Origin of the sequence: Caballeronia sp. S22 (genome assembly GCF_964261745.1) — a bacterium.
GTDB lineage: Bacteria > Pseudomonadota > Gammaproteobacteria > Burkholderiales > Burkholderiaceae > Caballeronia > Caballeronia jiangsuensis.
On record NZ_OZ180035.1, the window covers coordinates 1,166,792 to 1,189,567 of the forward strand.

The 22,776-nt window shown below is 64.1% G+C and carries 21 protein-coding genes and 1 pseudogene; 13 read left to right on the plus strand and 9 right to left on the minus strand.

Features of this window, described 5'->3' with window-relative positions:
- Window positions 1-5 precede the first annotated feature (5 nt).
- From ACEN42_RS05515 to ACEN42_RS05530, 4 genes are read right to left on the minus strand one after another with little or no spacing between them, the layout of a single operon-like run.
- On the minus strand, window positions 6-527 hold the full coding sequence (locus tag ACEN42_RS05515) for an RDD family protein (protein ID WP_371880835.1): 522 nt from the start codon (window positions 525-527) through the stop codon (window positions 6-8).
- The gene (locus ACEN42_RS05520; protein WP_371880836.1) at window positions 524-1,294 is read right to left on the minus strand and encodes a DUF3106 domain-containing protein; all 771 of its coding nucleotides are present in this window, start codon (window positions 1,292-1,294) and stop codon (window positions 524-526) included. Before ACEN42_RS05520 ends, ACEN42_RS05515 begins: the two co-directional genes overlap by 4 nt.
- A 28-nt stretch (window positions 1,295-1,322) precedes the next feature.
- A complete protein-coding gene (locus ACEN42_RS05525) occupies window positions 1,323-1,775 on the minus strand; it encodes a DUF3619 family protein (protein ID WP_238293948.1) in 453 nt (150 codons plus the stop codon).
- Entirely contained in the window at window positions 1,772-2,335 is a 564-nt protein-coding gene (locus tag ACEN42_RS05530; protein ID WP_035510010.1) for an RNA polymerase sigma factor, read from the minus strand. Before ACEN42_RS05530 ends, ACEN42_RS05525 begins: the two co-directional genes overlap by 4 nt.
- Window positions 2,336-2,477: 142 nt before the next feature.
- Here ACEN42_RS05530 and ACEN42_RS05535 point away from each other — a divergent pair, with 142 nt between their 5' ends.
- The 6 genes from ACEN42_RS05535 to pssA all read left to right on the plus strand — a co-directional run bounded on the left by ACEN42_RS05535 (window position 2,478) and on the right by pssA (window position 7,818).
- Window positions 2,478-2,747 (plus strand): hypothetical protein, encoded by a 270-nt coding sequence (locus ACEN42_RS05535; RefSeq protein WP_371880837.1) that lies wholly within the window; start codon window positions 2,478-2,480, stop codon window positions 2,745-2,747.
- Entirely contained in the window at window positions 2,744-4,507 is a 1,764-nt protein-coding gene (locus ACEN42_RS05540) for an acetolactate synthase 3 catalytic subunit (protein WP_371880838.1), read from the plus strand. Before ACEN42_RS05535 ends, ACEN42_RS05540 begins: the two co-directional genes overlap by 4 nt.
- A 110-nt stretch (window positions 4,508-4,617) precedes the next feature.
- Window positions 4,618-5,109 carry an acetolactate synthase small subunit gene (gene ilvN / locus ACEN42_RS05545; RefSeq protein ID WP_008341906.1) on the plus strand — a complete coding sequence of 164 codons (492 nt, stop codon included), beginning with the start codon at window positions 4,618-4,620 and terminating at the stop codon, window positions 5,107-5,109.
- Between the two features lie 70 nt (window positions 5,110-5,179).
- Window positions 5,180-6,196: a ketol-acid reductoisomerase gene (ilvC, locus tag ACEN42_RS05550; RefSeq protein WP_086973543.1), complete on the plus strand. Its 1,017-nt coding sequence runs from the start codon at window positions 5,180-5,182 to the stop codon at window positions 6,194-6,196.
- 97 nt (window positions 6,197-6,293) lie between these two features.
- A complete protein-coding gene (locus ACEN42_RS05555; RefSeq protein ID WP_035510022.1) occupies window positions 6,294-6,938 on the plus strand; it encodes a phosphatidylserine decarboxylase in 645 nt (214 codons plus the stop codon).
- Between the two features lie 13 nt (window positions 6,939-6,951).
- Complete coding sequence (gene pssA / locus ACEN42_RS05560; RefSeq protein ID WP_187608799.1) at window positions 6,952-7,818, plus strand: CDP-diacylglycerol--serine O-phosphatidyltransferase; 867 nt, start codon at window positions 6,952-6,954, stop codon at window positions 7,816-7,818.
- A gap of 80 nt (window positions 7,819-7,898) precedes the next feature.
- On the opposite strand, the gene ACEN42_RS05565 is transcribed toward pssA, so the two are convergent.
- Window positions 7,899-8,681, minus strand: coding sequence for a glycine zipper 2TM domain-containing protein (locus tag ACEN42_RS05565; protein ID WP_250483810.1), 783 nt, complete (start codon window positions 8,679-8,681; stop codon window positions 7,899-7,901).
- A 670-nt stretch (window positions 8,682-9,351) separates the two neighbouring features.
- On the opposite strand from ACEN42_RS05565, the pseudogene ltrA reads away from it, so the two are divergent.
- Window positions 9,352-10,720 (plus strand): annotated as a pseudogene (gene ltrA, locus ACEN42_RS05570) (group II intron reverse transcriptase/maturase).
- Between the two features lie 103 nt (window positions 10,721-10,823).
- On the opposite strand, the gene lysS reads toward ltrA, so the two are convergent.
- The 4 genes from lysS to ACEN42_RS05590 all read right to left on the minus strand — a co-directional run bounded on the left by lysS (window position 10,824) and on the right by ACEN42_RS05590 (window position 16,433).
- The gene (lysS, locus tag ACEN42_RS05575; protein WP_187608801.1) at window positions 10,824-12,350 is read right to left on the minus strand and encodes a lysine--tRNA ligase; all 1,527 of its coding nucleotides are present in this window, start codon (window positions 12,348-12,350) and stop codon (window positions 10,824-10,826) included.
- An 85-nt stretch (window positions 12,351-12,435) separates the two neighbouring features.
- A protein-coding gene (prfB, locus tag ACEN42_RS05580; protein ID WP_187608802.1) for a peptide chain release factor 2 occupies window positions 12,436-13,540 on the minus strand; the annotation gives its coding sequence in 2 pieces (ribosomal slippage) (window positions 12,436-13,458 and window positions 13,460-13,540; 1,104 coding nt in all).
- A gap of 84 nt (window positions 13,541-13,624) precedes the next feature.
- Entirely contained in the window at window positions 13,625-15,325 is a 1,701-nt protein-coding gene (gene recJ, locus ACEN42_RS05585) for a single-stranded-DNA-specific exonuclease RecJ (protein ID WP_371880839.1), read from the minus strand.
- Window positions 15,326-15,338: 13 nt separating this feature from the next.
- Window positions 15,339-16,433 (minus strand): regulator, encoded by a 1,095-nt coding sequence (locus ACEN42_RS05590; protein ID WP_250483806.1) that lies wholly within the window; start codon window positions 16,431-16,433, stop codon window positions 15,339-15,341.
- A gap of 165 nt (window positions 16,434-16,598) precedes the next feature.
- On the opposite strand from ACEN42_RS05590, the gene ACEN42_RS05595 reads away from it, so the two are divergent.
- The 6 genes from ACEN42_RS05595 (at window position 16,599) to ACEN42_RS05620 (ending at window position 22,754) form a co-directional block, all read left to right on the plus strand.
- A complete protein-coding gene (locus ACEN42_RS05595) occupies window positions 16,599-17,600 on the plus strand; it encodes a glycosyltransferase family 2 protein (RefSeq protein ID WP_371880840.1) in 1,002 nt (333 codons plus the stop codon).
- 1 nt (window position 17,601) lies between these two features.
- Entirely contained in the window at window positions 17,602-18,015 is a 414-nt protein-coding gene (locus ACEN42_RS05600; protein ID WP_187608876.1) for a GtrA family protein, read from the plus strand.
- Entirely contained in the window at window positions 17,999-19,849 is a 1,851-nt protein-coding gene (locus ACEN42_RS05605; RefSeq protein WP_371880841.1) for a hypothetical protein, read from the plus strand. The genes ACEN42_RS05600 and ACEN42_RS05605 overlap by 17 nt, the downstream gene beginning before the upstream one ends.
- Window positions 19,850-19,981: 132 nt before the next feature.
- Window positions 19,982-21,235 carry a lipoprotein-releasing ABC transporter permease subunit gene (locus ACEN42_RS05610; RefSeq protein WP_250483804.1) on the plus strand — a complete coding sequence of 418 codons (1,254 nt, stop codon included), beginning with the start codon at window positions 19,982-19,984 and terminating at the stop codon, window positions 21,233-21,235.
- On the plus strand, window positions 21,228-21,941 hold the full coding sequence (lolD, locus tag ACEN42_RS05615) for a lipoprotein-releasing ABC transporter ATP-binding protein LolD (protein ID WP_035510050.1): 714 nt from the start codon (window positions 21,228-21,230) through the stop codon (window positions 21,939-21,941). Before ACEN42_RS05610 ends, lolD begins: the two co-directional genes overlap by 8 nt.
- A 24-nt stretch (window positions 21,942-21,965) precedes the next feature.
- The gene (locus ACEN42_RS05620) at window positions 21,966-22,754 is read left to right on the plus strand and encodes a TatD family hydrolase (protein WP_371880842.1); all 789 of its coding nucleotides are present in this window, start codon (window positions 21,966-21,968) and stop codon (window positions 22,752-22,754) included.
- Window positions 22,755-22,776 lie beyond the last annotated feature (22 nt).

Consider the following 22,776-nt stretch of genomic DNA (forward strand, 5'->3'; position numbering starts at 1 on the left):
TCTTATTACTTGGCAGTGCGCTGAGCCGTAACGATGCGGGTGCCCGCGAGGCGATCGTGAAGAAATTGACGTGCCGGATCGAGCCACACGGCGGCGGCCCACAGCGCGACCCACGCCGCGAAGACGGCGAGCGTCTGCGGCACGGCGAGGGAGAAGAGACGATGAAGCGCGAGCGGCGGAAGAAACCACAGCCACGCGAACACATAGCGTGCAAACGCGCGCGCAGGTTTGACGGGCTGGCCTTGCGCGTCGACGACCTTGAGGCGCCACGTTTTCATCGGCAGGGTCTGGCCGCCGTGTGTCCAGAAATACACGAAGTACGCCGCGAGCACGATGCCGATCCACGACATCAGCCAGTTGTGATGCGTGAGGCCGTTGCGTTGCTGCGTGAGCGTGCTGAAGAGATAGCCCGCCAGGAACACCACGCCGAAGAGGATCACGCTTTCGTAGAGCATCGTCGCGAGGCGGCGGCGCAGCGTGGGCGCGCGCATCGGATCGATGGCGAGTGCGGCGGGCTGAGCGCTCACGAGCCGTTGTACATCGAAGGCGCCTGCTGCGGCGAGACCGGAATCGGCGTGGCCGGCACGATGCTCGCGGCGTTCGGAATGGCCGGTTGCATCGGCGTGCCGGAGATGGGGGCAGCCGGAGCGGCCGCCGCGCCCGATCCGCCTTCCGCGTGGCCGGGAACGTGCCCCTGTTCGCGCGCGGTGACGAGGCGGTTGATGTCCTTCACTTCGGTCTTGCCCGTGGGCGGGGCGGAGACGATCGTCGGACGACGCACGTGCTCGCTCGCGGCGAGCTTCTTCTTCTGCTCTTCGGAAAGCTTCTGATAGGCGTCCCACGCCTTTTCGCGCTTGTCGAGCGGCACCGATTTGGAAACCTGATAGTTCTCGCGCGCGACCTTGCGCTGGTCGGGCGTGAGGCGCACCCATTCCTCCATGCGCTGATGCAGATGCTTCTGCGCCTCAGGCGACATCCGATGAAACCGGGACGCGATCTTGAGCCACTTTTGCTTTCGCTCGTCGGAAAACGTATCCCATTGCGTGGCGAAGGGCGCGAGCGCGGCATGCTGCGCTTCGGTGAGACGGCTCCAGGAGAGCGGTCCTTCGGCGCCCAGCGCGGAGAGCGTGGAAGCGTTCGAATCCGCGCTCGTGCCCGAGCCGCCGCCCGGATTCGCGCGCGGTGAAGACGGAGCGCCGGCGGTGGAATAAAAGCGCGGATAAGTCGCGGCGAACGCAACCAGACCCGCAATCGCGCAACCAAAGACAATCGCGAGACCGCGCTTGTAACTCACCCGAAAATTCCCCCGCTGTATTCAGTGTTTAATGATTGCGCGTCAGGTACGCGTTGAAACCGTGATCCAGATAAGCGTCGATCGGCAGGCTGTCGCTCATCATGGCTGCGTCGATGTCGGCGAGTTCCGCCTTGCGCTGCTGATCTTCCCAATACGCGATGCCCGCCAGCCCGATGATGAGCGCCGCGAGCGGCCACGCGAGGCCGAGCCCGCCGAGCCGCGCGAGCAGTCCCTTCGGACGATGATCGTCTCCAGCATCGCCGGTCGTGAGCGTGGCGCCCGCGCCGGCCAGCGCCGGCGTGAACGCGGGCGCTGTCATCGTGACGGCGACTTTCTCCGGCTTCTTGCGCGCGATCGCCGCTCGGCGCGCCTCGCGCAGCCGGTCGACGGCGGCAGCCGGAATATTCGACGTGCTTTCGTCCAGTGCGCGCACGACCTTCAGCGCGAACTCGTTTTCCTTCGTTTCAAGAGCGGAACTCATAGCGTGATCCCTTTGGCTTTCAGGGCTTGTGCGAGAGTGTGCGTGGCGCGTGAGCAATGCGTCTTCACGCTGCCCTCGGAGCACCCCATCGCGGCGGCCGTCTCAGCGACATCCATGTCTTCCCAGTAACGCATGAGAAACGCTTCCCGTTGACGTGCCGGCAGTTTCTGGATTTCGGCGTCGATCAGATTCAGCACCTGTTCGCGCTCCAGACGGTTCTCGCTGCTCTCGCTGCCGACCGCGCTGTCCTCGGATTCGAAGGTTTCGAGCGGGTCGAATTCGTCGTCGTCGGCGTTGCCGAAGGACGAGAAGAGGCTGACCCAGGTGTTGCGCACCTTCTGGCGACGGAAATAATCGTGCGTCGCGTTCTGAAGGATACGCTGGAATAAAAGCGGAAGCTCGGATGATGGACGGTCGCCGTATTTCTCCGCCAGCTTGATCATCGCGTCCTGCACGATGTCGAGCGCCGCGTCGTCGTCGCGAACGGTATACACGGTCTGCTTGAACGCGCGTCTTTCGACGCCCGCCAGGAAGTCGGCGAGTTCCTTGTCTGATGCCATCCGTTGGGGACCCGGCGCAAGAGCTTGCGTCGAAAGGATCGTGGAGTTCTAGGAAAACCTGCGAATCCTAGCAAAGTTTCGCCGCATCCGGAGAAATTGAGAGGTTTTATTGCCACTTGCGACATGCATCAGACGATTGGCCATGAATTCGACAAGCTGCGCCTGCATGCCGCTTTTGCCACGGAAACCGCGCGCAAACGCCGCCATCGGCGCATTCGGAAACTTTTTACTTGACCCGCCTCGCGCGGCGCTGTTACATTTTCTGACTCGCATCATCAGTGAAATGTCTGCTTTGAGGCGAGCCCAAGAAGTTCGCCTGTCAAACCTAGACGCGCCGCTTGAACCCGAGCCACAAGCCCGGCAGAGAGCACCCGATCAATTTTTTGCCGAAAATTCGAAAGGTGATGAATGAACATGCCTAGCGCGGAATTCTCCACGTCGGATACCACACCCCCTCACGAAGCTGACTCCATCGGCGGCACCGTGCTCATGCGCGCGCTCGCTGACGAGAACGTCGAATTCATCTGGGGCTATCCCGGCGGCTCGGTACTCTACATCTACGACGAGCTGTACAAGCAGGACCAGATCCAGCATATCCTCGTGCGCCACGAACAGGCCGCCGTGCATGCCGCCGACGCCTACGCGCGCTCGACAGGCAACGTAGGCGTGTGCCTCGTGACCTCGGGACCGGGCGTCACCAATGCCGTCACCGGCATCGCCACGGCTTACATGGATTCGATTCCGCTCGTCGTCATCAGCGGCCAGGTGCCCACCGCGGCCATCGGCCTCGACGCATTCCAGGAATGCGACACCGTCGGCATCACGCGGCCGTGCGTGAAGCACAACTTCCTCGTGAAGGACGTGCGCGACCTCGCCGCGACCGTCAAGAAGGCGTTCTACATCGCGCGTACCGGCCGTCCCGGCCCGGTGCTGATCGACATTCCGAAGGACGTGTCGAAGGCCCCGTGCAAGTACGAGCCGATCAAGAGCGTGTCGCTGCGTTCGTACAACCCAGTCACGAAAGGCCATTCGGGCCAGATCCGCAAGGCGGTGCAACTGCTCCTGTCGGCGAAGCGTCCGTATATCTACACGGGCGGCGGCATCATCCTCGCGGATGCGTCGCGCGAGCTGAACCAGTTCGCCGATCTGCTCGGCTATCCCGTCACCAACACGCTGATGGGCCTCGGCGGCTATCGCGCGTCGGACAAGAAGTTCCTCGGCATGCTCGGCATGCACGGCACGTACGAAGCCAACATGGCGATGCAGAACTGCGACGTGCTGATCGCGATCGGCGCGCGCTTCGACGACCGCGTGATCGGCGATCCGAAGCACTTCGCGTCGTCGCCGCGCAAGATCATTCATATCGACGTCGATCCGTCGTCCATCTCCAAGCGCGTGAAGGTGGATATCCCCATCGTCGGCGACGTGAAGGAAGTGCTGAAGGAGCTCATCGAGCAGCTTCAGCACGCCGAGCACGGCCCGGACACGCAGGCGCTCAACACGTGGTGGGACGAGATCGAAGGCTGGCGCTCGAAGGACTGCCTCGCTTACGACCGCAAGAGCGAGATCATCAAGCCGCAGTACGTCGTCGAAAAGCTCTGGGAGCTGACCGACGGCAACGCGTTCGTGTGCTCGGACGTCGGCCAGCACCAGATGTGGGCGGCGCAGTTCTATCCGTTCAACAAGCCGCGCCGCTGGATCAATTCGGGCGGCCTCGGCACGATGGGCTTCGGCCTGCCGGCGGCGATGGGCGTGAAGATGGCCTTTCCGGACGACGAAGTGGTCTGCATCACGGGCGAAGGCTCCATCCAGATGTGCATTCAGGAGCTTTCGACGTGCAAGCAGTACAACACGCCCGTCAAGATCATTTCGCTGAACAACCGCTATCTGGGCATGGTGCGCCAGTGGCAGCAGATCGAGTACAAGAAGCGCTATTCCAGTTCGTACATGGACGCGCTGCCGGACTTCGTGAAGCTGGCCGAAGCGTATGGCCATGTCGGCATTCGTGTCGAAAAGACCGCGGACGTCGAACCGGCGCTGAAGGAAGCGCTGCGTTTGAAGGATCGCACCGTATTTCTCGACTTCCAGACCGATCCGACCGAAAACGTATTCCCGATGGTGCAGGCAGGCAAAGGCATCACGGAAATGCTGCTCGGCTCTGAGGATCTATAACGCGGCTTTGTCTCGCGAGGCTCGCGCGCGCCTGTCTTCACAAAGGACATGCGCTGCGCGCGGGTTTTTCGAACGAACGCCACTTCTGGACATATTCGGGAATCACGCACATGAAACACATCATCTCCGTTTTGCTGGAAAACGAACCGGGCGCGTTATCGCGCGTCGTCGGGCTCTTTTCGGCGCGCGGCTATAACATCGAAACGCTGACGGTGGCGCCGACCGAAGACAGTTCGCTGTCGCGGCTGACCATCGTCTCGATTGGCTCGGACGACGTGATCGAACAGATCACGAAGCACCTGAACCGCCTGATCGAGGTGGTGAAAGTGGTCGACCTGACAGAGGGCGCCCACATCGAGCGCGAGCTGATGCTCATCAAGGTAAGGGCGGTCGGCAAGGAACGCGAAGAGATGAAGCGCATGGCGGACATTTTCCGCGGCCGCATCATCGACGTGACCGAGAAAACCTACACGATGGAACTGACCGGCGCGTCCGACAAGCTCGACGCGTTCATTCAGGCGCTCGACGCCACCGCGATCCTCGAAACGGTTCGCACGGGCAGCTCCGGCATCGGCCGGGGCGAGCGGATTCTCAAGGTGTAACGGCGTCTCACCCATTCATTTGCAGCAAAGTAGCGCAACCATTCAACGCATCAGGACTCAAGGAACCACCATGAAAGTTTTCTACGACAAGGACGCCGACCTCTCCCTTATCAAGGGCAAGCAAGTCACCATCATCGGTTATGGCTCGCAAGGCCATGCGCACGCGCTCAACCTGAAGGACAGCGGCGTGAACGTGACGGTGGGTCTGCGCCGTGGCGGCGCATCGTGGAGCAAGGCCGAGAACGCGGGCCTCAAGGTGAAGGAAGTGGCCGAAGCCGTGAAGGGCGCCGACGTCGTCATGATGCTTCTGCCCGACGAGCAGATCGCCGAAGTCTACAAGAACGAAGTGCACGACAACGCCAAGCAGGGCGCGGCGCTGGCCTTCGCGCACGGCTTCAACATCCATTACGGCCAGGTGATCCCGCGTGCGGATCTGGACGTCATCATGATCGCGCCGAAAGCGCCGGGCCACACCGTGCGCAACACGTACAGCCAGGGCGGCGGCGTGCCGCACCTGGTCGCCGTTGCACAAGACAAGTCGGGTTCGGCACGCGATGTCGCATTGTCGTACGCTGTGGCGAACGGCGGCGGCCGTGCCGGCATCATCGAGACGAACTTCCGTGAAGAAACGGAAACTGACCTGTTTGGCGAGCAAGCGGTTCTGTGCGGCGGCACCGTCGACCTGATCAAGGCCGGCTTCGAAACGCTGGTGGAAGCGGGCTACGCGCCGGAAATGGCGTACTTCGAGTGCCTGCACGAACTGAAGCTGATCGTCGACCTGATCTATGAAGGCGGCATCGCCAACATGAACTACTCGATCTCGAACAACGCCGAATACGGCGAGTACGTGACGGGTCCGCGCATCGTCACGGAAGAGACGAAGAAGGCGATGAAGGCCGTGCTGAAGGACATCCAGACCGGCGAATACGCGAAGAGCTTCATCATCGAGAACCGCGCCGGCGCGCCGACGCTGCAATCGCGCCGCCGCCTGACCTCCGAGCATCAGATCGAGCAAGTCGGCGAAAAGCTGCGCGCGATGATGCCGTGGATCGCGAAGAACAAGCTCGTCGACCAGTCGAAGAACTAAGCGTCACGTTTTTTGCTCTATCGAAAGCCGTCCGGCAGCCCAGTGCGCCGGGCGGCTTTTGCTATCCTACGGTTTTTATAAAACACAGAACCCGTTCATGAACTATCCTCATCCGATCATTGCCCGCGAAGGCTGGCCGTTCATCGCCATCGCGGCTGTCGTTGCCATCCTCGTGCAAGCGATGGGCGGCTTCGGCTTCGCCTGGATCTTCTGGCTGATCGTGATTTTCGTCGTCCAGTTCTTCCGCGATCCGGCCCGCCCGATTCCGACCCAGCCCAACGCGGTGCTGTGTCCGGCCGACGGGCGGATCGTCGCGGTCGAAACCGCGCACGATCCGTACGTGGGCCGCGAGGCGCTCAAGATCAGCGTGTTCATGAACGTGTTCAACGTGCACTCGCAGCGCTCGCCGGTGGACGGCGCGATCACGAAGGTTCAGTACTTTCCGGGCGCGTATCTGAATGCGGCCGTCGATAAAGCCTCGACCGAGAACGAGCGCAACGCGGTCGTGCTGCAGACGGCGAGCGGGCATACCGTCACGTCGGTGCAGATCGCGGGTCTGATCGCGCGACGCATTCTGTGCTACGTGCACGTCGGCGAGCCGCTCACGCGCGGACAGCGCTACGGCTTCATCCGCTTCGGCTCGCGCGTCGACGTGTATCTGCCGGTGGGCAGCCGCCCGCGCGTGTCGATCGGCGAGAAGGTTTCGGCTTCGTCGACGATCCTCGCCGAGTTCGCGGAATAACGCGGGGGATTCGATGGCGGCATTCAAACCGCGCCGTAACCGCGCGAACGCGACGACTCCGCGCGCGTTCCGCCGCAACAAGGCCGCTCAGGACGTGGGCGCCGTGGAGACGCGTCGCGCGAAGCGGCAGCAGTTTCTGAGGAAGCGCGGCATTTATCTGCTGCCCAACGCGTTCACCACGGCGGCTTTGTTCTGCGGCTTCTTCGCTGTCGTTCAGGCGATGAACGTCCGTTTCGAGATCGCGGCCATCGCCATTTTCGTCGCGATGGTGCTCGACGGGATGGACGGGCGCGTCGCGCGCATGACGCACACGCAGAGTGCGTTCGGCGAGCAGTTCGACAGCCTGTCGGACATGGTGTCGTTCGGCGTCGCGCCCGCGCTCGTGATGTACGAATGGGTCTTGAAAGACCTTGGGCGCTGGGGCTGGCTCGCGGCGTTCGTGTATTGCTCGGGCGCGGCGCTCCGGCTCGCGCGCTTCAATTCGAACATCGGCGTGGTCGACAAGCGTTATTTCCAGGGTTTGCCTTCGCCGGCCGCGGCGGCGCTCATCGCCGGCTTCGTCTGGCTCGCGACGGATAATCGCGTGCCGCTCAAGCTCGTGTGGTTGCCGTGGGTCGCGTTCGCGCTGACCGTGTACGCGGGCGTGACGATGGTGTCGAACGCGCCGTTCTACAGCGGCAAGGCGCTCGACGTGCGTTATCGCGTGCCGTTCGCGGGCGTGCTGCTGATCGTGGTGGCGTTCGTGCTGGTGTCATCCGATCCGCCGGTCATGTTGTTCTGCCTGTTCGTGCTGTACGGCTTTTCGGGCTACATCTGGTGGGGATATCTCGCGATACGCGGCAGGCAGAATCCGGCGCGCAGTTCGCAGCGGGAGCATTGAGCGGAATCAGTCGAGACGACGGAAAAAAGGCGGCAACCGAGAGGTTTGCCGCCTTTTTGCTTTTCAACGCGCGTCGTCGATCAACCGGCGACCAGCGTCCCGTTCTGAATATGCACGCGTTCGCCTTGCTGGAACGGCGGCGGGTTCTTGTACGTGAAAGTGCGCGTATGGCCGTTTTCCATCCGCACGCGCACCGAATAGTCGGTCTCGCTACGCAGATGCTTTTCGACGGAGTTGCCCGCCAGACCGCCGCCGAGCGCGCCGAGGAGCGTCATCGCGGTACGGCCGCCGCCGCCGCCGAACTGGTTGCCGACGACGCCGCCCGCGACCGCGCCACCGACCGCGCCGATACCCGTTCCGTGGCCTTCCTGCTTGACGGCGGAGATTGCCTCGACGGTGCCGCACGTCGAGCAATACGCGTGGTGCTGCGGCTGTTGCTGCGCATACGAAGGCTGTGCGGGTTGCGGCTGTGCCGGTGCTTGTTGCGCCTGCTGCTGGGCCGCTTGTTGCGCGGCTGCCTGCTGAGCAGCCTGTTGCTGAGCTGCTTGCTGCTGCGCTGCCTGTTGTTGCGCTGCCTGTTGCTGTGCCGCCTGTTGTTGCGCGGCCGTGGCCTGCTGCGCCGGACTCGGCGCGGCGGAATCGACCACTGGCTGTTGCGCGACCGGTGCCGTCTGCGTCTGCGGATTCTGCGCCGAATTGCTCGATGCCTTCGGGAACAATCCCGTCATCGCGGCAGTCGCCACGAGGCTCGCGACGATGACCGCGCCCGCTGCCGTCGCGACGAGCGGATGCAGACGCCGCTGCTGCGGCTGAGCGCCGCCGGAAGAGGGCGACGTACTGAGTTTGTTGGTTCCGTTATCCATTGTCGAACCTCCGATTCGAGGCAAGTTGCGGCTTCCGATGCCGGCCGTTACAGCTAATTCTGGGGGAAACCCGAATTTTTCGCTTTTTCGGCTTGTAACAATTTCGCGGATGTGACGTGCATCGAAAAAAGCACGTCCGATGCCAGCCCCGGCAGCACATGCCGACACGCCACCCGCTCCCGCGTCGGCCTTGAAATATTTACCATCGGTTACATCAGAATCTGCCAGGCGAAAAAAAGCGCGCCTCAGTGGGCGCGCTTTTCTTGCTTTGTGCGCCCAGCATGGGCGCACTCCTGTGGGTGTAAGTCCCGCCGTAAGCTGGTCACAGCGAACGAAGCGAAGCGCAACTGCATGAGGGCGACCGAGTGTGGGGAGGAAGCGTGGAGCATAAATCGCGAGCCGATGAACAAGAACCGTATAGAAGGCGCTGCTGAGCAGGGCGAGCGGGCCAAGGACCGTGAAGCTCTCGTGACCAAGGCGAAGCGGCGTAGATGCGGCGGTTGTGCGATGAAGGAGTGCGCTCTTACCTGGGGAGATCTCACCTCATGCCTGAAAGGGCAACGGCGTCGAGCCGGAGTGAGAAGTCAGCAGCGGCCATAGTAGTCACAGGACAGGTCGATGAGGCCGAAGCTAGTGACGAAGGGCCAAACGGGAGGGAGTGTCCAGCGTCATGTCGATGCGACAGGTATTGCGTCAGATGCCCGCGCAAGCGGGGCGAACGGGAGCCACGCGCGGTGAAGCTGCGCCTATGCCCGTGAGCGACGAAGCCTGCTGCCCGCGACATGAATCCGGGGACATAGGCTCAGCGCTGCTGGAAGCGGCGCTGACGAGAGAGAACCTGAAGCAGGCGTTCAAACGGGTGCGGGCCAACAAGGGAGCCGCTGGCGTGGATGGTCTGGACATTGATCAGACGTCGCGTCATCTGGTGAGCGCGTGGCCTGCGATCCGCGAACAGTTGCTCAAGGGGACGTACCGGCCCAGTCCGGTGCGACGGGTAACGATACCGAAACCGGACGGAGGCGAGCGCGAGCTTGGCATCCCGACGGTGATGGATCGGTTGATCCAGCAGGCGCTGCTGCAAGTACTGCAACCGATTCTGGACCCCACCTTCAGCGAGCACAGCTACGGCTTTCGTCCTGGAAAGCGTGCGCACGACGCGGTGTTAGCCGCGCAATCGTACGTGCAGTCGGGCCGGCGAGTCGTGGTGGACGTTGATCTGGAGAAATTCTTCGACCGGGTCAACCACGACATTCTGATCGACCGTCTACAGAAACGAATCGATGATGCGGGCGTGATCCGGCTGATCCGTGCGTATCTGAACAGCGGCATCATGGATGACGGGATGTTCCAGCAGCGGGATCAGGGCACGCCGCAGGGCGGGCCGCTATCGCCGTTGCTGGCCAACGTGCTGCTTGACGAGGTGGATAAGGAACTGGAGCGGCGGGGTCATTGCTTTGCACGTTATGCCGACGATGCGAACGTCTATGTTCGCAGTCGTCGCGCAGGCGAGCGGGTGATGGCGTTGCTGCGACGCCTGTATGGTCGACTGCGCCTGAAGGTCAACGAGCCCAAAAGCGCGGTGGCGAGTGTATTTGGTCGCAAGTTTCTGGGCTACAGCCTGTGGGTAGCGCCCGGCGGGGTCGTGAAACGCAAGGTGGCGCTCAAAGCGCTGCTGACGTTCAGGCACCGCATTCGTGAACTGACCCGTCGTAATGGCGGGCGCAGCATGAAGGACGTGGTGGAACGGCTGCGGGTTTATGTGCGGGGGTGGAAGGCTTACTTCCGGCTGGCGCAGACACCGAAGGTCTGGCGTTCATTGGACGAGTGGCTGCGCCATCGATTGCGCTCCATCCAGCTCAAGCACTGGCGCCGTGGCTCAACCATCTACCGGGAAACTGCGCGCGCTGGCTGCGCCGGCCGATGTGGCGCGACAGGTGGCGGCTAACAGTCGTCGCTGGTGGCGCAACAGCGACCGGCTGCTCAAGAGCGTGATGACCATCGCTTACTTCGACCGGCTTGGCGTCCCCCGGCTCTGCTGACCTCAACTTCCCGAACCGCCCGGTGCGGACCCGCATGCCGGGTGGTGTGGCAGGGGTACGGCCTTGTGGCCGTCCCCTATGCCGATTCGATCGAGCCAGAAACTCAATCTTCGCGACGCAGATGCGGGAACAGAATCACATCTCGGATGCTCGGGCTGTCGGTCAGCAGCATCACCAGACGATCGACGCCGATGCCGCAGCCGCCCGTCGGCGGCATGCCGTATTCGAGCGCGCGAATGTAGTCGGCGTCGAAGTACATCGCTTCTTCGTCGCCCGCGTCTTTCTGATCGACCTGCTTCTGGAAGCGCGCAGCCTGATCTTCCGGATCGTTCAGCTCCGAGAAGCCGTTGGCGATCTCGCGCCCCGTGATGAACAGCTCGAAGCGCTCGGTGATGCCCGGCACCGAATCCGATGCGCGCGCGAGCGGCGACACCTCGATCGGGTAATCGACGATATACGTCGGTTCCCACAATTGCGATTCCGCCGTCTCTTCGAACAGCGCGAGTTGCAGCGAACCGACGCCGGCGTTGAGGAAAGCGGGCTGGTTCGTATCGACGCCGAACTTCTTCAGTTCCGTGCGCAGGAACGCGGCGTCCGTCAACTGCGCGTCGGTGTACTGGGGCGCGTACTTCTGGATCGCCTGATTGATCGTCAGGCGATGGAACGGCTTGCTCAGATCGAGCTCACGGCCTTGATACGTAATGGTCGCGGTGCCGAGCGCATCGACCGCGGCCTGGCGGATCAGCTGCTCGGTGAAGTCCATCAGCCAGCGGTAATCGGTGTACGCGGCGTAGAACTCCATCATCGTGAATTCCGGATTGTGACGCGGCGACACGCCTTCGTTCCGGAAATTGCGGTTGATCTCGAACACGCGCTCGAAGCCGCCGACGATCAGCCGCTTCAGATACAGCTCGGGCGCGATGCGCAGGAACATCTGCATGTCGAGCGCGTTGTGATGCGTTGTGAAAGGCTTGGCCGCCGCGCCGCCCGGAATCGGGTGCAGCATCGGCGTTTCGACTTCCATGAAGTTCGCCTGCGACATGAAATTGCGGATCGACGTGACGGCTTTCGTGCGCGCCATGAACGTCTTGCGCGACTCCGGCGTGACGATCAGATCGACATAACGCTGGCGATAGCGCATTTCCTGATCGGCGAGACCGTGGAATTTGTCCGGCAGCGGGCGCAGCGCCTTCGAGAGCAGTCGCAATTCCGTGCAGCGCACCGACAGCTCGCCCTTGTTCGTGCGGAACAGCACGCCTTGCGCGGCGACGATGTCGCCCAGATCCCACTTCTTGAAGGCATCGTAGGTTTCGGCGCCGACATCGGCGGGCGTCACGAAGAACTGGATCTGGCCGCTGCCGTCCTGAACCGTCGCGAAGCTGGCCTTGCCCATCACGCGCTTGAGCATCATGCGCCCGGCGATCGCGACGGGCAGGGGATTTGCTTCGAGCGCGTCTTTGTCCGATTCGGCGTACTCGCTCTGGAGCGCCGCGGCCTGATGCGTCGGGCGGAAATCGTTCGGATAGGCGACGCCTTGCTCGCGCAGCGAGCGCAGCTTGTCGCGTCGCTCGGCGATGATCTGGTTCTCTTCCAGTTCGGGAGCGGCGCCCGGTTGAGTCGGTTCGGTCATGATGATTCTTGGCTTTTAATGCGGCAAATGCGCGACGGGATGAAACGAAAGCGGCGCGACCGGAAGGCCACGCCGCTGCAAGGCATCAAACGCCCTGTTTCAGGCTCGCGCCGATGAAGTCGTCGAGGTCGCCGTCGAGCACGGCGCGCGTGTTGCTCATTTCGACGTTGGTGCGCAGATCCTTCACGCGGCTCTGGTCTAGCACGTAAGAGCGGATCTGATGGCCCCAGCCCACATCGGTCTTGCTCGATTCGAGCTTGTCCTGTTCGGCCTGGCGCTTGCGCATCTCGAATTCGTAGAGACGCGCCTTGAGCATCTGCATGGCTTCCGCGCGATTGCGGTGCTGCGAGCGGTCGTTCTGGCACTGCACGACGATGCCGGTGGGCGCGTGCGTGAGACGCACCGCCGAATCGGTCTTGTTGATGTGCTGGCCGCCCGCGCCCGATGCGCGATACGTGTCCGTGCGGATATCGGCGGGATTGATTTCGATCTCGATCGAATCGTCGATTTCCGGATACACGAACACCGACGAGAACGACGTATGCCGGCCGCCCGACGAATCGAACGGCGACTTGCGCACGAGGCGGTGAATGCCTGTTTCGGTGCGCAGATAGCCGTACGCGTATTCGCCTTCGACCTTGATCGTCGCGCTCTTGATGCCGGCGACATCGCCTTCGGATTCTTCGAGGACTTCGGTCTTGAAGCCCTTGCGCTCGCAGTAGCGCAGATACTGGCGCAGCAGCATGGACGCCCAGTCGCACGCTTCGGTGCCGCCCGCGCCCGCCTGAATGTCGATGAAGCAGTTGTTCGGATCGGCCGGGTTCGAGAACATCCGGCGGAATTCCATGTCTTCGACGCGAACGCGCAGCGCATCGGCGTCGGATTCGCACGCGACGAGCGTGTCCTCGTCGTTTTCCTCGTGCGCCATCTCGAACAGGTCGCTGGCGTCGCGCAGGTCGTTGTCGAGCGCGCTGATTGTCGAGACCACGCCGTCGAGCAGCTTCTTTTCACGACCGAGCGCCTGGGCGTTCTTCGAGTCGTTCCAGACGTTCGGGTCTTCGAGTTCCTTGTTGACTTCGACTAGACGCGCGGACTTGGCGTCGTAGTCAAAGATACCCCCGTAGCTCGCCCGCGCGGCGGCGCAGGTCGGCCAGAAGGCTTTCGATCGCGTTGAGACGTTCCGCTTCCATTGTCGATCTTCGGCTTCGTAAAAAGATGAAATTATAGCCGATTGACAGGGTTTCCCCGGCTCGGCCGGCACCTCGCCCGCCTTCTCAGCCCGCGTGCTCGACGATCAGTTGCACCCGCGCGACGCCGTTCCACGAATCGCTGACGAGCCGGTACGCGACGGTCGCGCGCGGCGGCAGCGGATCGACGTGATTGAACCAGATCGCGTTGAAACGCTGCCGCCCGCGCAACAGCGACAGCTTCAGATGCTTCTCCTTCACGAGCGCCTGCGACGCGACTTCGAATTCGCCGGAAAAAGTAGGCGCGGGAAAGCCCTGTCCCCAGACCGCGGCATCGAGCATGTCGACGAATTGCGGCGTGAAGTACGCGTCCTCCAGTTCGCCATCGGTTTCGACGGTGCGCGAAAGCGCCTCGACCGTCAGCCATTCGCGCCCGATCGCTTCGAAGGCTTCGGTGAAGCGCGGAATGTCGGCGGTGGACATCGTCAGGCCCGCGGCCATCGCGTGGCCGCCGAACTTGTGGATCAGGCCGGGCTCGCGCTTGCTGATCAGATCGACGGCGTCGCGCAGATGAAAACCCGGAATCGAGCGGCCGGAGCCCTTGCAGAGCGTGCCGCTGTCGTCGGCGTGGGCGAAAGTGAACGACGGCCGGTGGAAGCGCTCCTTCAGCCGCCCCGCGACGATGCCGATCACGCCCTGATGCCAGCTCGCATCGTAGAGCGTGAGCGTCGCGCGCTCGCCGGGATCGATCGTCTGCAGTTCGGCGAGCGCCTGCTGCTGCATGCCCGCCTCGATTTCGCGACGCTCGCGGTTCATCGAATCGAGTTGCTGCGCGAGCTCCCACGCGCGGCCGATATCGTCGGTCGTCAGGCATTCGATGCCGAGCGACATGTCCGACAGCCGTCCCGCCGCGTTCAGACGCGGGCCGAGCGCGAAGCCGAGATCGAAGCCCGACGCCGCGCGCGCATCGCGGCCGGCGGCGCGGAACAGAGCCGCGATGCCCGGCTGCATGCGGCCCGAGCGAATCCGCTTCAGACCTTGTGCGACGAGAATCCGGTTGTTGCAATCGAGCTTCACGACATCGGCGACGGTGCCGAGCGCGACGAGATCGAGCAGGCCGTCGAGGCGCGGCTCGGGCGCGCTTTCATATGCGCCGCGACGGCGCAACTCGGCGCGCAACGCAAGCAGCACATAGAACATCACGCCCACGCCCGCGATGCACTTGCTCGGAAACTCGCAGCCCGGCTGGTTCGGATTGACGATCGCGCGCGCGGCGGGCAGTTCGTCGCCGGGCAGGTGGTGATCGGTGACGAGCACGTCGATGCCGAGCGCGTTCGCGGCGGCGACGCCGTCCACGCTCGCGATACCGTTATCGACCGTGATCAGCAGATCGGGCAGGCCGTTCTTCGAACGCGAGGCCAGCTCGACGATTTCCGGCGTGAGCCCGTAGCCGTACTCGAAGCGGTTCGGCACCAGATAGTCGATGGTCGCGCCGAACATGCGCAGGCCGCGCACGGCGACCGCGCAGGCGGTGGCGCCGTCGCAGTCGTAATCCGCGACGACGAGCATGCGTTTGCCTTGCGCGAGCGCATCGGCGAGCACGACGGCGGCGTCGTCGCAGCCTTTCAGGCCGGCGGGCGCGTGCAGGCGCTTGAATTCGGTTTCGACTTCATCGGGCGAACTCACGCCGCGCGACGCGTACAGACGCGCGATGACGGGATGCAGGCCGTGGCGCATCAGCGCTTCGGCATCGGCGGGAGAGGAGGCGCGCGTAACGATTCGCGTCATTGCAGGGTGTGCCTTATTCGATGAAGAGCGCCGCGACCGGACGGCGCCGCCAGAACTTGCGCAGATCGGAGCGCGTGACGGAGAGCGTGACCGAGCCGGTGTCGCCGCACAGCGTGAGGCTCAGGCGGCCGAGCGAGCCATCGGTGAGCGCTTGCAGCGCGGGCGCGAACCACGCGGCTTCGAGTTCCTTGAGCGACGCGTTCCAGCGCGCCCAGTCCTGTTCGATGAACGGCGCGGAGAACGGATTCAGCTCGACGAGCGTCGCGCCTTGCGAGCCGTCTTTCGACAGCGATGCAAACGACTCCGGCGGCATCGACGGCTTCACGCCCGACGCGAGCGCGAGACCGCGCGTTGCGGCGGCGTCGGACATCACGCGGGCGAAAGGCGTCGCCACGGGCCGCATCGCGCCTTGTCCGTGAAGCCAGATCGAGTTGATCGCGGGCAGGCCGCGCGCTTCGCGCTCCACGTTCAGCGGATGCTCGAACCACGCCATCTGCACTTCGTTCTGCAGCTTCATCCACGCGCGCGAGCGCTCGCCGGTGCGCGCTTCGTGCGGCAGCCAGATTTCGATGTTGCGGCCCGTCGCGCGCAGCGGCGATGCGCCCGCGAGCGAGCCGAGCGCTTCGCCCGACACATACCAGCGCAACGGCGTGGGCGCTTGCAGCGTGACGCCCAGGTCTTCGATCACCGGCCGCGCGGTCTGAAAGAGCGCGCGCGCTTCTTCCGTATGCACGCCGAGCGTGTCGGGATCGATCAGGACGAGATGATCGTGCGCGATGCGTACGTGAACCGGCTCGATGCAGGCCCAGGAAGCATCGCCGGGCGTGCCGCCGTCGGCGAGCAGCATGAAGGGCGCGAGCGGGGCGTCGTCGGCATAGCGTTGATCGGCGGGCGTGACGGCGTTGAAGCGCCGCGCGATCCAACGTTCGTGCGGCAGCGTTCGCTGGAAGTCTTCGCCGATGACGCGTTCTTCGAGCGTCGCGCGGGCGAGCAGCTTGTCGAGCGCCGCGCTCTCCAGTCCGTGCAGGGCGATGGCGGCATCCGCGGCCGACGGCAGCGCGAACGGCAGCAGGAGATGAAGGTCGTGAACGGGCATGATGCTCGGCATTGTAGGGCAAAGCGGGCAGGGCGACGGACCGCCTCGAAGTGTGCGAAGACGCCTCGCGATGCGCGCGTCGGGTCGCGTCGCAAAATGTGGCGCGGTGCGCCGGGCGCATGGGGATAGGTAAAATCACATGTTTGCGCAGTCCCCTTTTATATTCGAACACCCGATATGGAGCAGACGTTGGCCGATCCTTCGCACCGCAACGCCACGGCGCCGCGCGCCGCGCGTTTCGGTCACGTGCGCATTGCCGTACTGGTGCCTTGCTATAACGAAGCCGTCACGGTCGGGTCGGTGGTGCAGGGTTTTCTCGCGGCGCTGCCCGACGCGAAGGTGTATGTCTTCGACAATTGCTCTTCGGATGACACCGCCGGGGCCGCGCGACGCGCGGGCGCCGTGGTGCGGCAAGTCGCCGATCAGGGCAAGGGCAACGTGATCCGCCGCATGTTCGCCGACGTGGAAGCGGACGTCTACGTGCTCGTCGATGGCGACGACACCTACGATGCGAGCGCCGCGCCGGCGCTCGTCGAGAAATTGCTGGCGAATGGACTGGACATGATCGTCGGGGCGCGCCGTTCAGAGGAGCGCGAGGCGTACCGGCTGGGCCATCGCTTCGGCAATCAACTGCTGACGCGCTTCGTGGCGACGCTTTTCGGGCGGACCTTCACCGACATGCTCTCGGGATATCGCGTGTTCTCGCGCAGATATGTGAAATCGTTTCCGGCACATGCGGCCGGATTCGAAACGGAAACCGAGTTGACGGTCCACGCGCTCGAATTGCGCATGCCCGTTGCGGAGATGGATACGCGCTACCGTTCGCGGCCAGCCGGTTCGGAAAGCAAGCTCAACACCTATCGCGATGGCTGGCGGATCCTGCTCACGATCTTCAAGCTCTTCAAGACCGAGCGTCCGCTGATGTTTTTCTCGATCGGTTTCGCCGCATGCGCGTTGACCTCGCTGCTGCTCGCGTTGCCCGTCCTCGAAGACTTTTTCAAGACCGGCATGGTGCCGCGGCTGCCCACCGCGGTGTTGTGCGCGGCGCTCATGTTGCTCGGCGCGTTGCTGCTCACGTGCGGAATCGTCCTCGATACCGTGACGCACGGGCGCCGCGAGACGAAACGCTTCGCCTATCTCAATCAGCCCGGCCCCGCCGACTATCCGGATGCCTCCTGACGTGGGCGGTCAATTCATTCGCTTCGCGATCGCGGGCGCGGTAGGTTTCATCGTCGATGCAGGCGTGCTGATGCTCGGGCTCACGCTCGGCCTCGGTTATTTCGCGGGCCGCGCCGTGTCGTTTCTATGCGCCGTGTTCGCCACCTGGCGGATCAACCGGCGCTTCAGCTTCCCTGGCGTTGTGAAGCGTTCGACCTGGGCGGAATGGTGGCGCTATCTCGCCGCGGCTTCCGTCGGCGGGAGCGTCAACTATCTCGCCTACACGGCGGTCGTGATCAACTGCCGCCCGGCCGCGTGGCTGCCGACCGTCGCGGTTGGGGTGGGCTCGCTGGCCGGCATGGTCGTCAATTTCGCCACCGTCAAATGGTGGGTCTTCAAACATCGAAACAAGCAGTCCAATGCAGCCAACCAATAGTCCCGCTTCGTCCTCGCGTTGGGCGCAACTGAAGGCGCTCGATCTGAATTCGTCGCGCGTGCGGGCCCGCACGCTGGTTCTGGCGCCCGTGCTCTTCGGCCTGTATTCGCTCTTGCTCGGCGCGGACGCCAACTGGGATCTTTTCAACTATCACCTCTACAACCCGTTCGCGTGGATCAACGGCAAGCTGTCGATCGATTTCGCGCCCGCGGGCATGCAATCGTTCTTCAACCCGATGCTCGACACCGGGGTGTACTGGCTGAATACGCATCTGCCGTCGCGCGTCGTGGGCTTCTCAATGGGCGCGCTGCACGGCCTCGTGTTCGTGCTCCTGTTCCATATCGCGCGCTTCGCGGTGCCGCAACGAGCGCCGGAAGACGCGAATCGCGTGCCGCTGCTGCTCGCGCTCGCGGGCGCGCTGAGTCCGAGTTTCCTGACGGGCATCGGCAACTCGATGGGCGACGATACGACCGCGCTCCTCATCCTCGCGAGCCTGCTCCTCCTGCTCGCCAACTGGGAATCGCTGTCGTCGGTGCGGCTGCGCGGCTGGCTCGTCGTCGCGGCTTGCGGCTTCGTGTGCGGACTCGGCGTGGGCCTCAAGCTCACCAACGCAATCTTCGCCATGGCGCTGTGCGTGGCGCTGCTCGCTTATCCCGCGTCGGCTGGGGTGCGCGTGCGGCTCGCGTTCGTTTTCGGCGTCGGCTCGCTGGCCGGATTCGCGGTGACGGGCGGTTACTGGCTCTTCCACATGTGGCGCTTGTTCGGCAACCCGTTTTTTCCGCTCTTCGCGAAGTGGTTTCCCAATTCGCTGACGGTGCCGCTCAACGGCGACCTGCGCTGGCTGCCGCGCGACCTGCTCGAAACCGTGCTGTGGCCGTTCGTGATCGCCGCCGATCCGAGGCGCGTCGGCGAATCGCCGGTCCGTCAGATCGTCTGGCCGCTCGTCTATGCCCTGTTCTGGATCTGGGTCGCGGCATGCGCGATCGCGCGGTTTCGCGGACGCCGGATGGCGCGGCTCGATGCGCGCTCGCGCTTCGTCATCGTGTTCGTCGCGCTCGGGTATGTGCTGTGGATGAAGGGCTTCAGCATCTACCGATACGTCGTCGCCGTCGAAGTGCTGACGCCCATCGTCACCTTCGTGTTGCTGCAACGGCTGCTCGACGATCGGCTGGCGCGGCGCGTGGCGGCATGGATCATCGGCGGGGCGGTGGCGGTGACCGTTCTGGGCGGCGTGCGGACCTGGGGGCATGAAGGCTGGGCGGACCCGCTTTATCACGCCGAACTGCCGGCGCTTGCCGAACCCGCGCGCACGACCGCGATCATCTACAGCGAGACCACCGCGTGGGCCTGGCTCGCGACCCGCTTTCCGGTCGACGTCGCGTTCACGCAGATCGACAGCAGTTTCCCGCGCGGTCCGGCCTTCGACGAACGCGTGCGCGACATGGTCCGCTCGCGCGGCGGCTCCGCCTTCGCCCTGATCGATGGAAGCTACAACTGGCGAGCCGACAGCATGGTGCGCACGAACGCCATTCTCGACAGCGTCGGCCTGACGTCGGGCGCGGGCGGTTGCGGCGCACTGCGCTGGACGGTGGATCGTCTGCGCCTGCGCGCGAGCTACCGCGACGATCCGGCCGGCCCGAAGCGCTGTCACCTCGGCCTGCGCGCCGACGATGTCCGCGACAGCGACGCCGAGAACCGCTCGCTCGCCGATCGCGCGGCGTCGGCATTCGGGCGCTACGGCTTCGTGCTCGACACGGCGTCGTGCGCGCGCTACCGCGCCGGAATCGGGAAGGGCGTCACCGTCTATCAGTGGTGCCGCGTGAGCCTGCGCTGACATGACCACGGCCGTGCACGCCACGCGGCGTTCGGCGTTCGCTGCCGTACCGTTCGCGTCATGTATGGCAAACTTTCGCAAATTCGCGCCATCGGGGCATGACAACGCTGGACAGCAGCAGAAAGGAATCGCTTGAAACTTCCGTACGAATGGCAGATCGGCTGGCGTTACACGCGCGCCAGCAAACGCACCACAGGCAACGGCTTCATCTCCTTCATAGCGCTCGTGTCGATGGCGGGCATCGCGCTCGGCGTCGCCGCGCTGATCGTCGTGCTGTCGGTCATGAACGGCTTCCAGAAGGAAGTGCGCGACCGGATGCTTTCGGTGCTCGCGCACGTCGAAATCTTCTCGCCGACCGGCTCCATGCCCAACTGGCAACTGACCGCGCAGGAAGCGCGCCGCAATCCGGAAGTGGTCGGCGCGGCGCCCTATGTCGAAGCGCAGGCATTGCTCACGCGCCAGGGGGCGGTGAGCGGCGTCGCGCTGCGCGGCGTGGAGCCGTCGCTCGAGCCGGAAGTGTCGGACATCGGCAAGGAGATGCGCGCGGGCAAGCTCACGGACCTCAAGCCGGGCGAATTCGGCATCGTGCTCGGCAAGGATCTCGCAGCGAATCTCGGCGTGACGGACGGCGACAAGATCACGCTCGTCGCGCCCGAAGGCACCATCACCCCGGCGGGGATGATGCCGCGGCTCAAGCAGTTCACCGTGGTCGGCGTCTTCGAGTCCGGTCACTATGAATACGACTCGACGCTCGCGCTCATCGAAATCCACGACGCCGAAGCGCTCTTTCGCCTGCCCGCGCCCACCGGCGTGCGCCTGCGCCTGAAGGACATGCAGCGCGCGCCCGAAGTCGCGCGTCAGCTCGCGCGCACGCTGTCGGGCGATCTCTACATCCGCGACTGGACGCAGCAGAACAAGACGTGGTTCTCCGCCGTGCAGATCGAAAAACGCATGATGTTCATCATTCTCACGCTGATCATCGCGGTGGCGGCGTTCAATCTTGTGTCCTCGCTCGTGATGACCGTCACCGACAAGCAGGCCGATATCGCCATCCTGCGCACGCTCGGCGCGCAGCCCGGCTCGATCATGAAGATCTTCGTCGTGCAGGGCGTGACGATCGGCTTCATCGGCACGGCGCTCGGCGTGACTTTCGGCTGTCTCGTCGCGTGGAGCATTCCGTGGCTCGTGCCGATGATCGAGCATCTATTCAACGTCCAGTTCCTGCCGTCTTCGGTGTACTTCATCAGCGAACTGCCGTCGGAGCTCGTGCCGGGGGATGTCGCCAAGATCGGTGTCATCGCTTTCGTGTTGTCGTCGCTCGCGACGCTCTATCCGAGCTGGCGCGGCGCGAAGGTTCGTCCGGCGGAGGCGCTGCGCTATGAGTGACCTGATTCCGGCCAACAATCTCGTTCTGCAGGCATCGGCCATTTCGAAGACGTTCGTGCAGGGCGGCTTCAACGTGCCCGTGCTCAACAACGCGCAACTCGACGTGATGAAGGGCGAGAAGCTCGCGATCGTCGGCGCGTCGGGCTCGGGCAAGAGCACGCTGCTGCACGTGCTCGGCGGGCTCGACGAGCCGAGCGCGGGCAAGGTTTCGCTGCTCGGCAAGCCGTTCACCGAGCTGAAGGAGAAGGAGCGCAACGAGCTGCGCAACCGTGCGCTCGGCTTCGTGTATCAGTTCCATCATCTGCTGCCGGAATTCACGGCGCTCGATAACGTCGCGATGCCGTTGCGCATCCGCCGCATGGCCGAAGACGACGCGCGCCGGCAGGCGCAGGAGATGCTGGAACGCGTGGGCATCGGGCACCGCGCGAAGCATCGGCCGGGCGAATTGTCGGGCGGCGAGCGGCAGCGTGTGGCGATCGCGCGCGCGCTCGTCACGCGTCCGGCCTGTGTGCTCGCCGATGAACCCACCGGCAATCTCGACGGCGGCACGGCCGACACCGTCTTCAACCTGATGCTGGAGCTGTCGCAGACGCTCGAAACGAGCTTCGTGATCGTCACGCACGATCCCGATCTCGCCGCGCGCTGCGACCGCATCATGCGCCTGCGCGACGGCGTGCTGCACGAAGAGCCGCCCGTGCCGGTATAACGCGTTTCCTGTGCGGGAGGCGTCATGTGGATCGATACGCACTGTCATCTCGATGCCGGAGAGTTCGATGCCGACCGCGATGCCGTCGCCGGCGCGGCGCTCGATGCGGGCGTGACGCGCATCGTGATTCCGGGCGTCGATCGCGGCAACATCGCGACGGTGCGCGCGCTCGCGCATCGCATCGCGGGCGGCGCGTATGCGCTCGGCATTCATCCGCTTTTCACGCCGGGCGCGCGGGAAGACGATCTGCGCGTGCTGCGCGACGAGATCGCAGCGAGTCTCGACGATCCGCTGTTCGTCGGCATCGGCGAGATCGGGCTGGATTATTTCGTGCCGACGCTCGACGACGCGCGCCAGCAATTCTTCTACAACGAACAATTGAAGCTCGCGCGCGAGTTCGATCTGCCCGTGATTTGCCACGTGCGCAAGTCGCAGGACAAGGTGCTGAAAGGCTTGCGCGTGCACGACATTCATCGCGGCATCGCGCACGCGTTCAACGGCAGTTTCCAGCAGGCCGAGGCGTTCATCGCGCAGGGCATGCGTCTCGGCTTCGGCGGCAATCTCACGTTCGAACGCGCGCGGCAGATTCGCCGTCTCGCGACGGAGCTTCCGCTCGACGCGATCGTGCTCGAAACCGATGCGCCCGACATCGCGCCTTCGTGGCGCTACAAGCAGCGCAACACGCCGGATCAGGTCGCGCAAATCGCGAAGGTGCTCGCGCAGTTGCGAGGCATCGACGAAAACGCGCTCGCCCTAGGCACAACGGCTAACGCGCACGCCGCGCTCCCACGGCTCGCGCCCGCCTCTTCATAATCGTTCCGATCGACGTTCGTCT

Coding starts and splice junctions, on each gene's coding strand:
- recJ (WP_371880839.1), bottom strand. CDS start 15,325: ATGACGCGAATCGTTACGCGCGCCTCCTCTCCCGCCGATGCCGAAGCG.
- ACEN42_RS05605 (WP_371880841.1), top strand. CDS start 17,999: ATGCAGCCAACCAATAGTCCCGCTTCGTCCTCGCGTTGGGCGCAACTG.
- ilvC (WP_086973543.1), top strand. CDS start 5,180: ATGAAAGTTTTCTACGACAAGGACGCCGACCTCTCCCTTATCAAGGGC.
- pssA (WP_187608799.1), top strand. CDS start 6,952: ATGGCGGCATTCAAACCGCGCCGTAACCGCGCGAACGCGACGACTCCG.
- lolD (WP_035510050.1), top strand. CDS start 21,228: ATGAGTGACCTGATTCCGGCCAACAATCTCGTTCTGCAGGCATCGGCC.
- lysS (WP_187608801.1), bottom strand. CDS start 12,350: ATGACCGAACCGACTCAACCGGGCGCCGCTCCCGAACTGGAAGAGAAC.
- ACEN42_RS05525 (WP_238293948.1), bottom strand. CDS start 1,775: ATGAGTTCCGCTCTTGAAACGAAGGAAAACGAGTTCGCGCTGAAGGTC.
- ACEN42_RS05620 (WP_371880842.1), top strand. CDS start 21,966: ATGTGGATCGATACGCACTGTCATCTCGATGCCGGAGAGTTCGATGCC.
- ACEN42_RS05590 (WP_250483806.1), bottom strand. CDS start 16,433: ATGCCGAGCATCATGCCCGTTCACGACCTTCATCTCCTGCTGCCGTTC.
- ACEN42_RS05555 (WP_035510022.1), top strand. CDS start 6,294: ATGAACTATCCTCATCCGATCATTGCCCGCGAAGGCTGGCCGTTCATC.
- ACEN42_RS05530 (WP_035510010.1), bottom strand. CDS start 2,335: ATGGCATCAGACAAGGAACTCGCCGACTTCCTGGCGGGCGTCGAAAGA.
- ilvN (WP_008341906.1), top strand. CDS start 4,618: ATGAAACACATCATCTCCGTTTTGCTGGAAAACGAACCGGGCGCGTTA.
- ACEN42_RS05535 (WP_371880837.1), top strand. CDS start 2,478: ATGAATTCGACAAGCTGCGCCTGCATGCCGCTTTTGCCACGGAAACCG.
- ACEN42_RS05540 (WP_371880838.1), top strand. CDS start 2,744: ATGAACATGCCTAGCGCGGAATTCTCCACGTCGGATACCACACCCCCT.
- ACEN42_RS05565 (WP_250483810.1), bottom strand. CDS start 8,681: ATGGATAACGGAACCAACAAACTCAGTACGTCGCCCTCTTCCGGCGGC.
- ACEN42_RS05595 (WP_371880840.1), top strand. CDS start 16,599: ATGGAGCAGACGTTGGCCGATCCTTCGCACCGCAACGCCACGGCGCCG.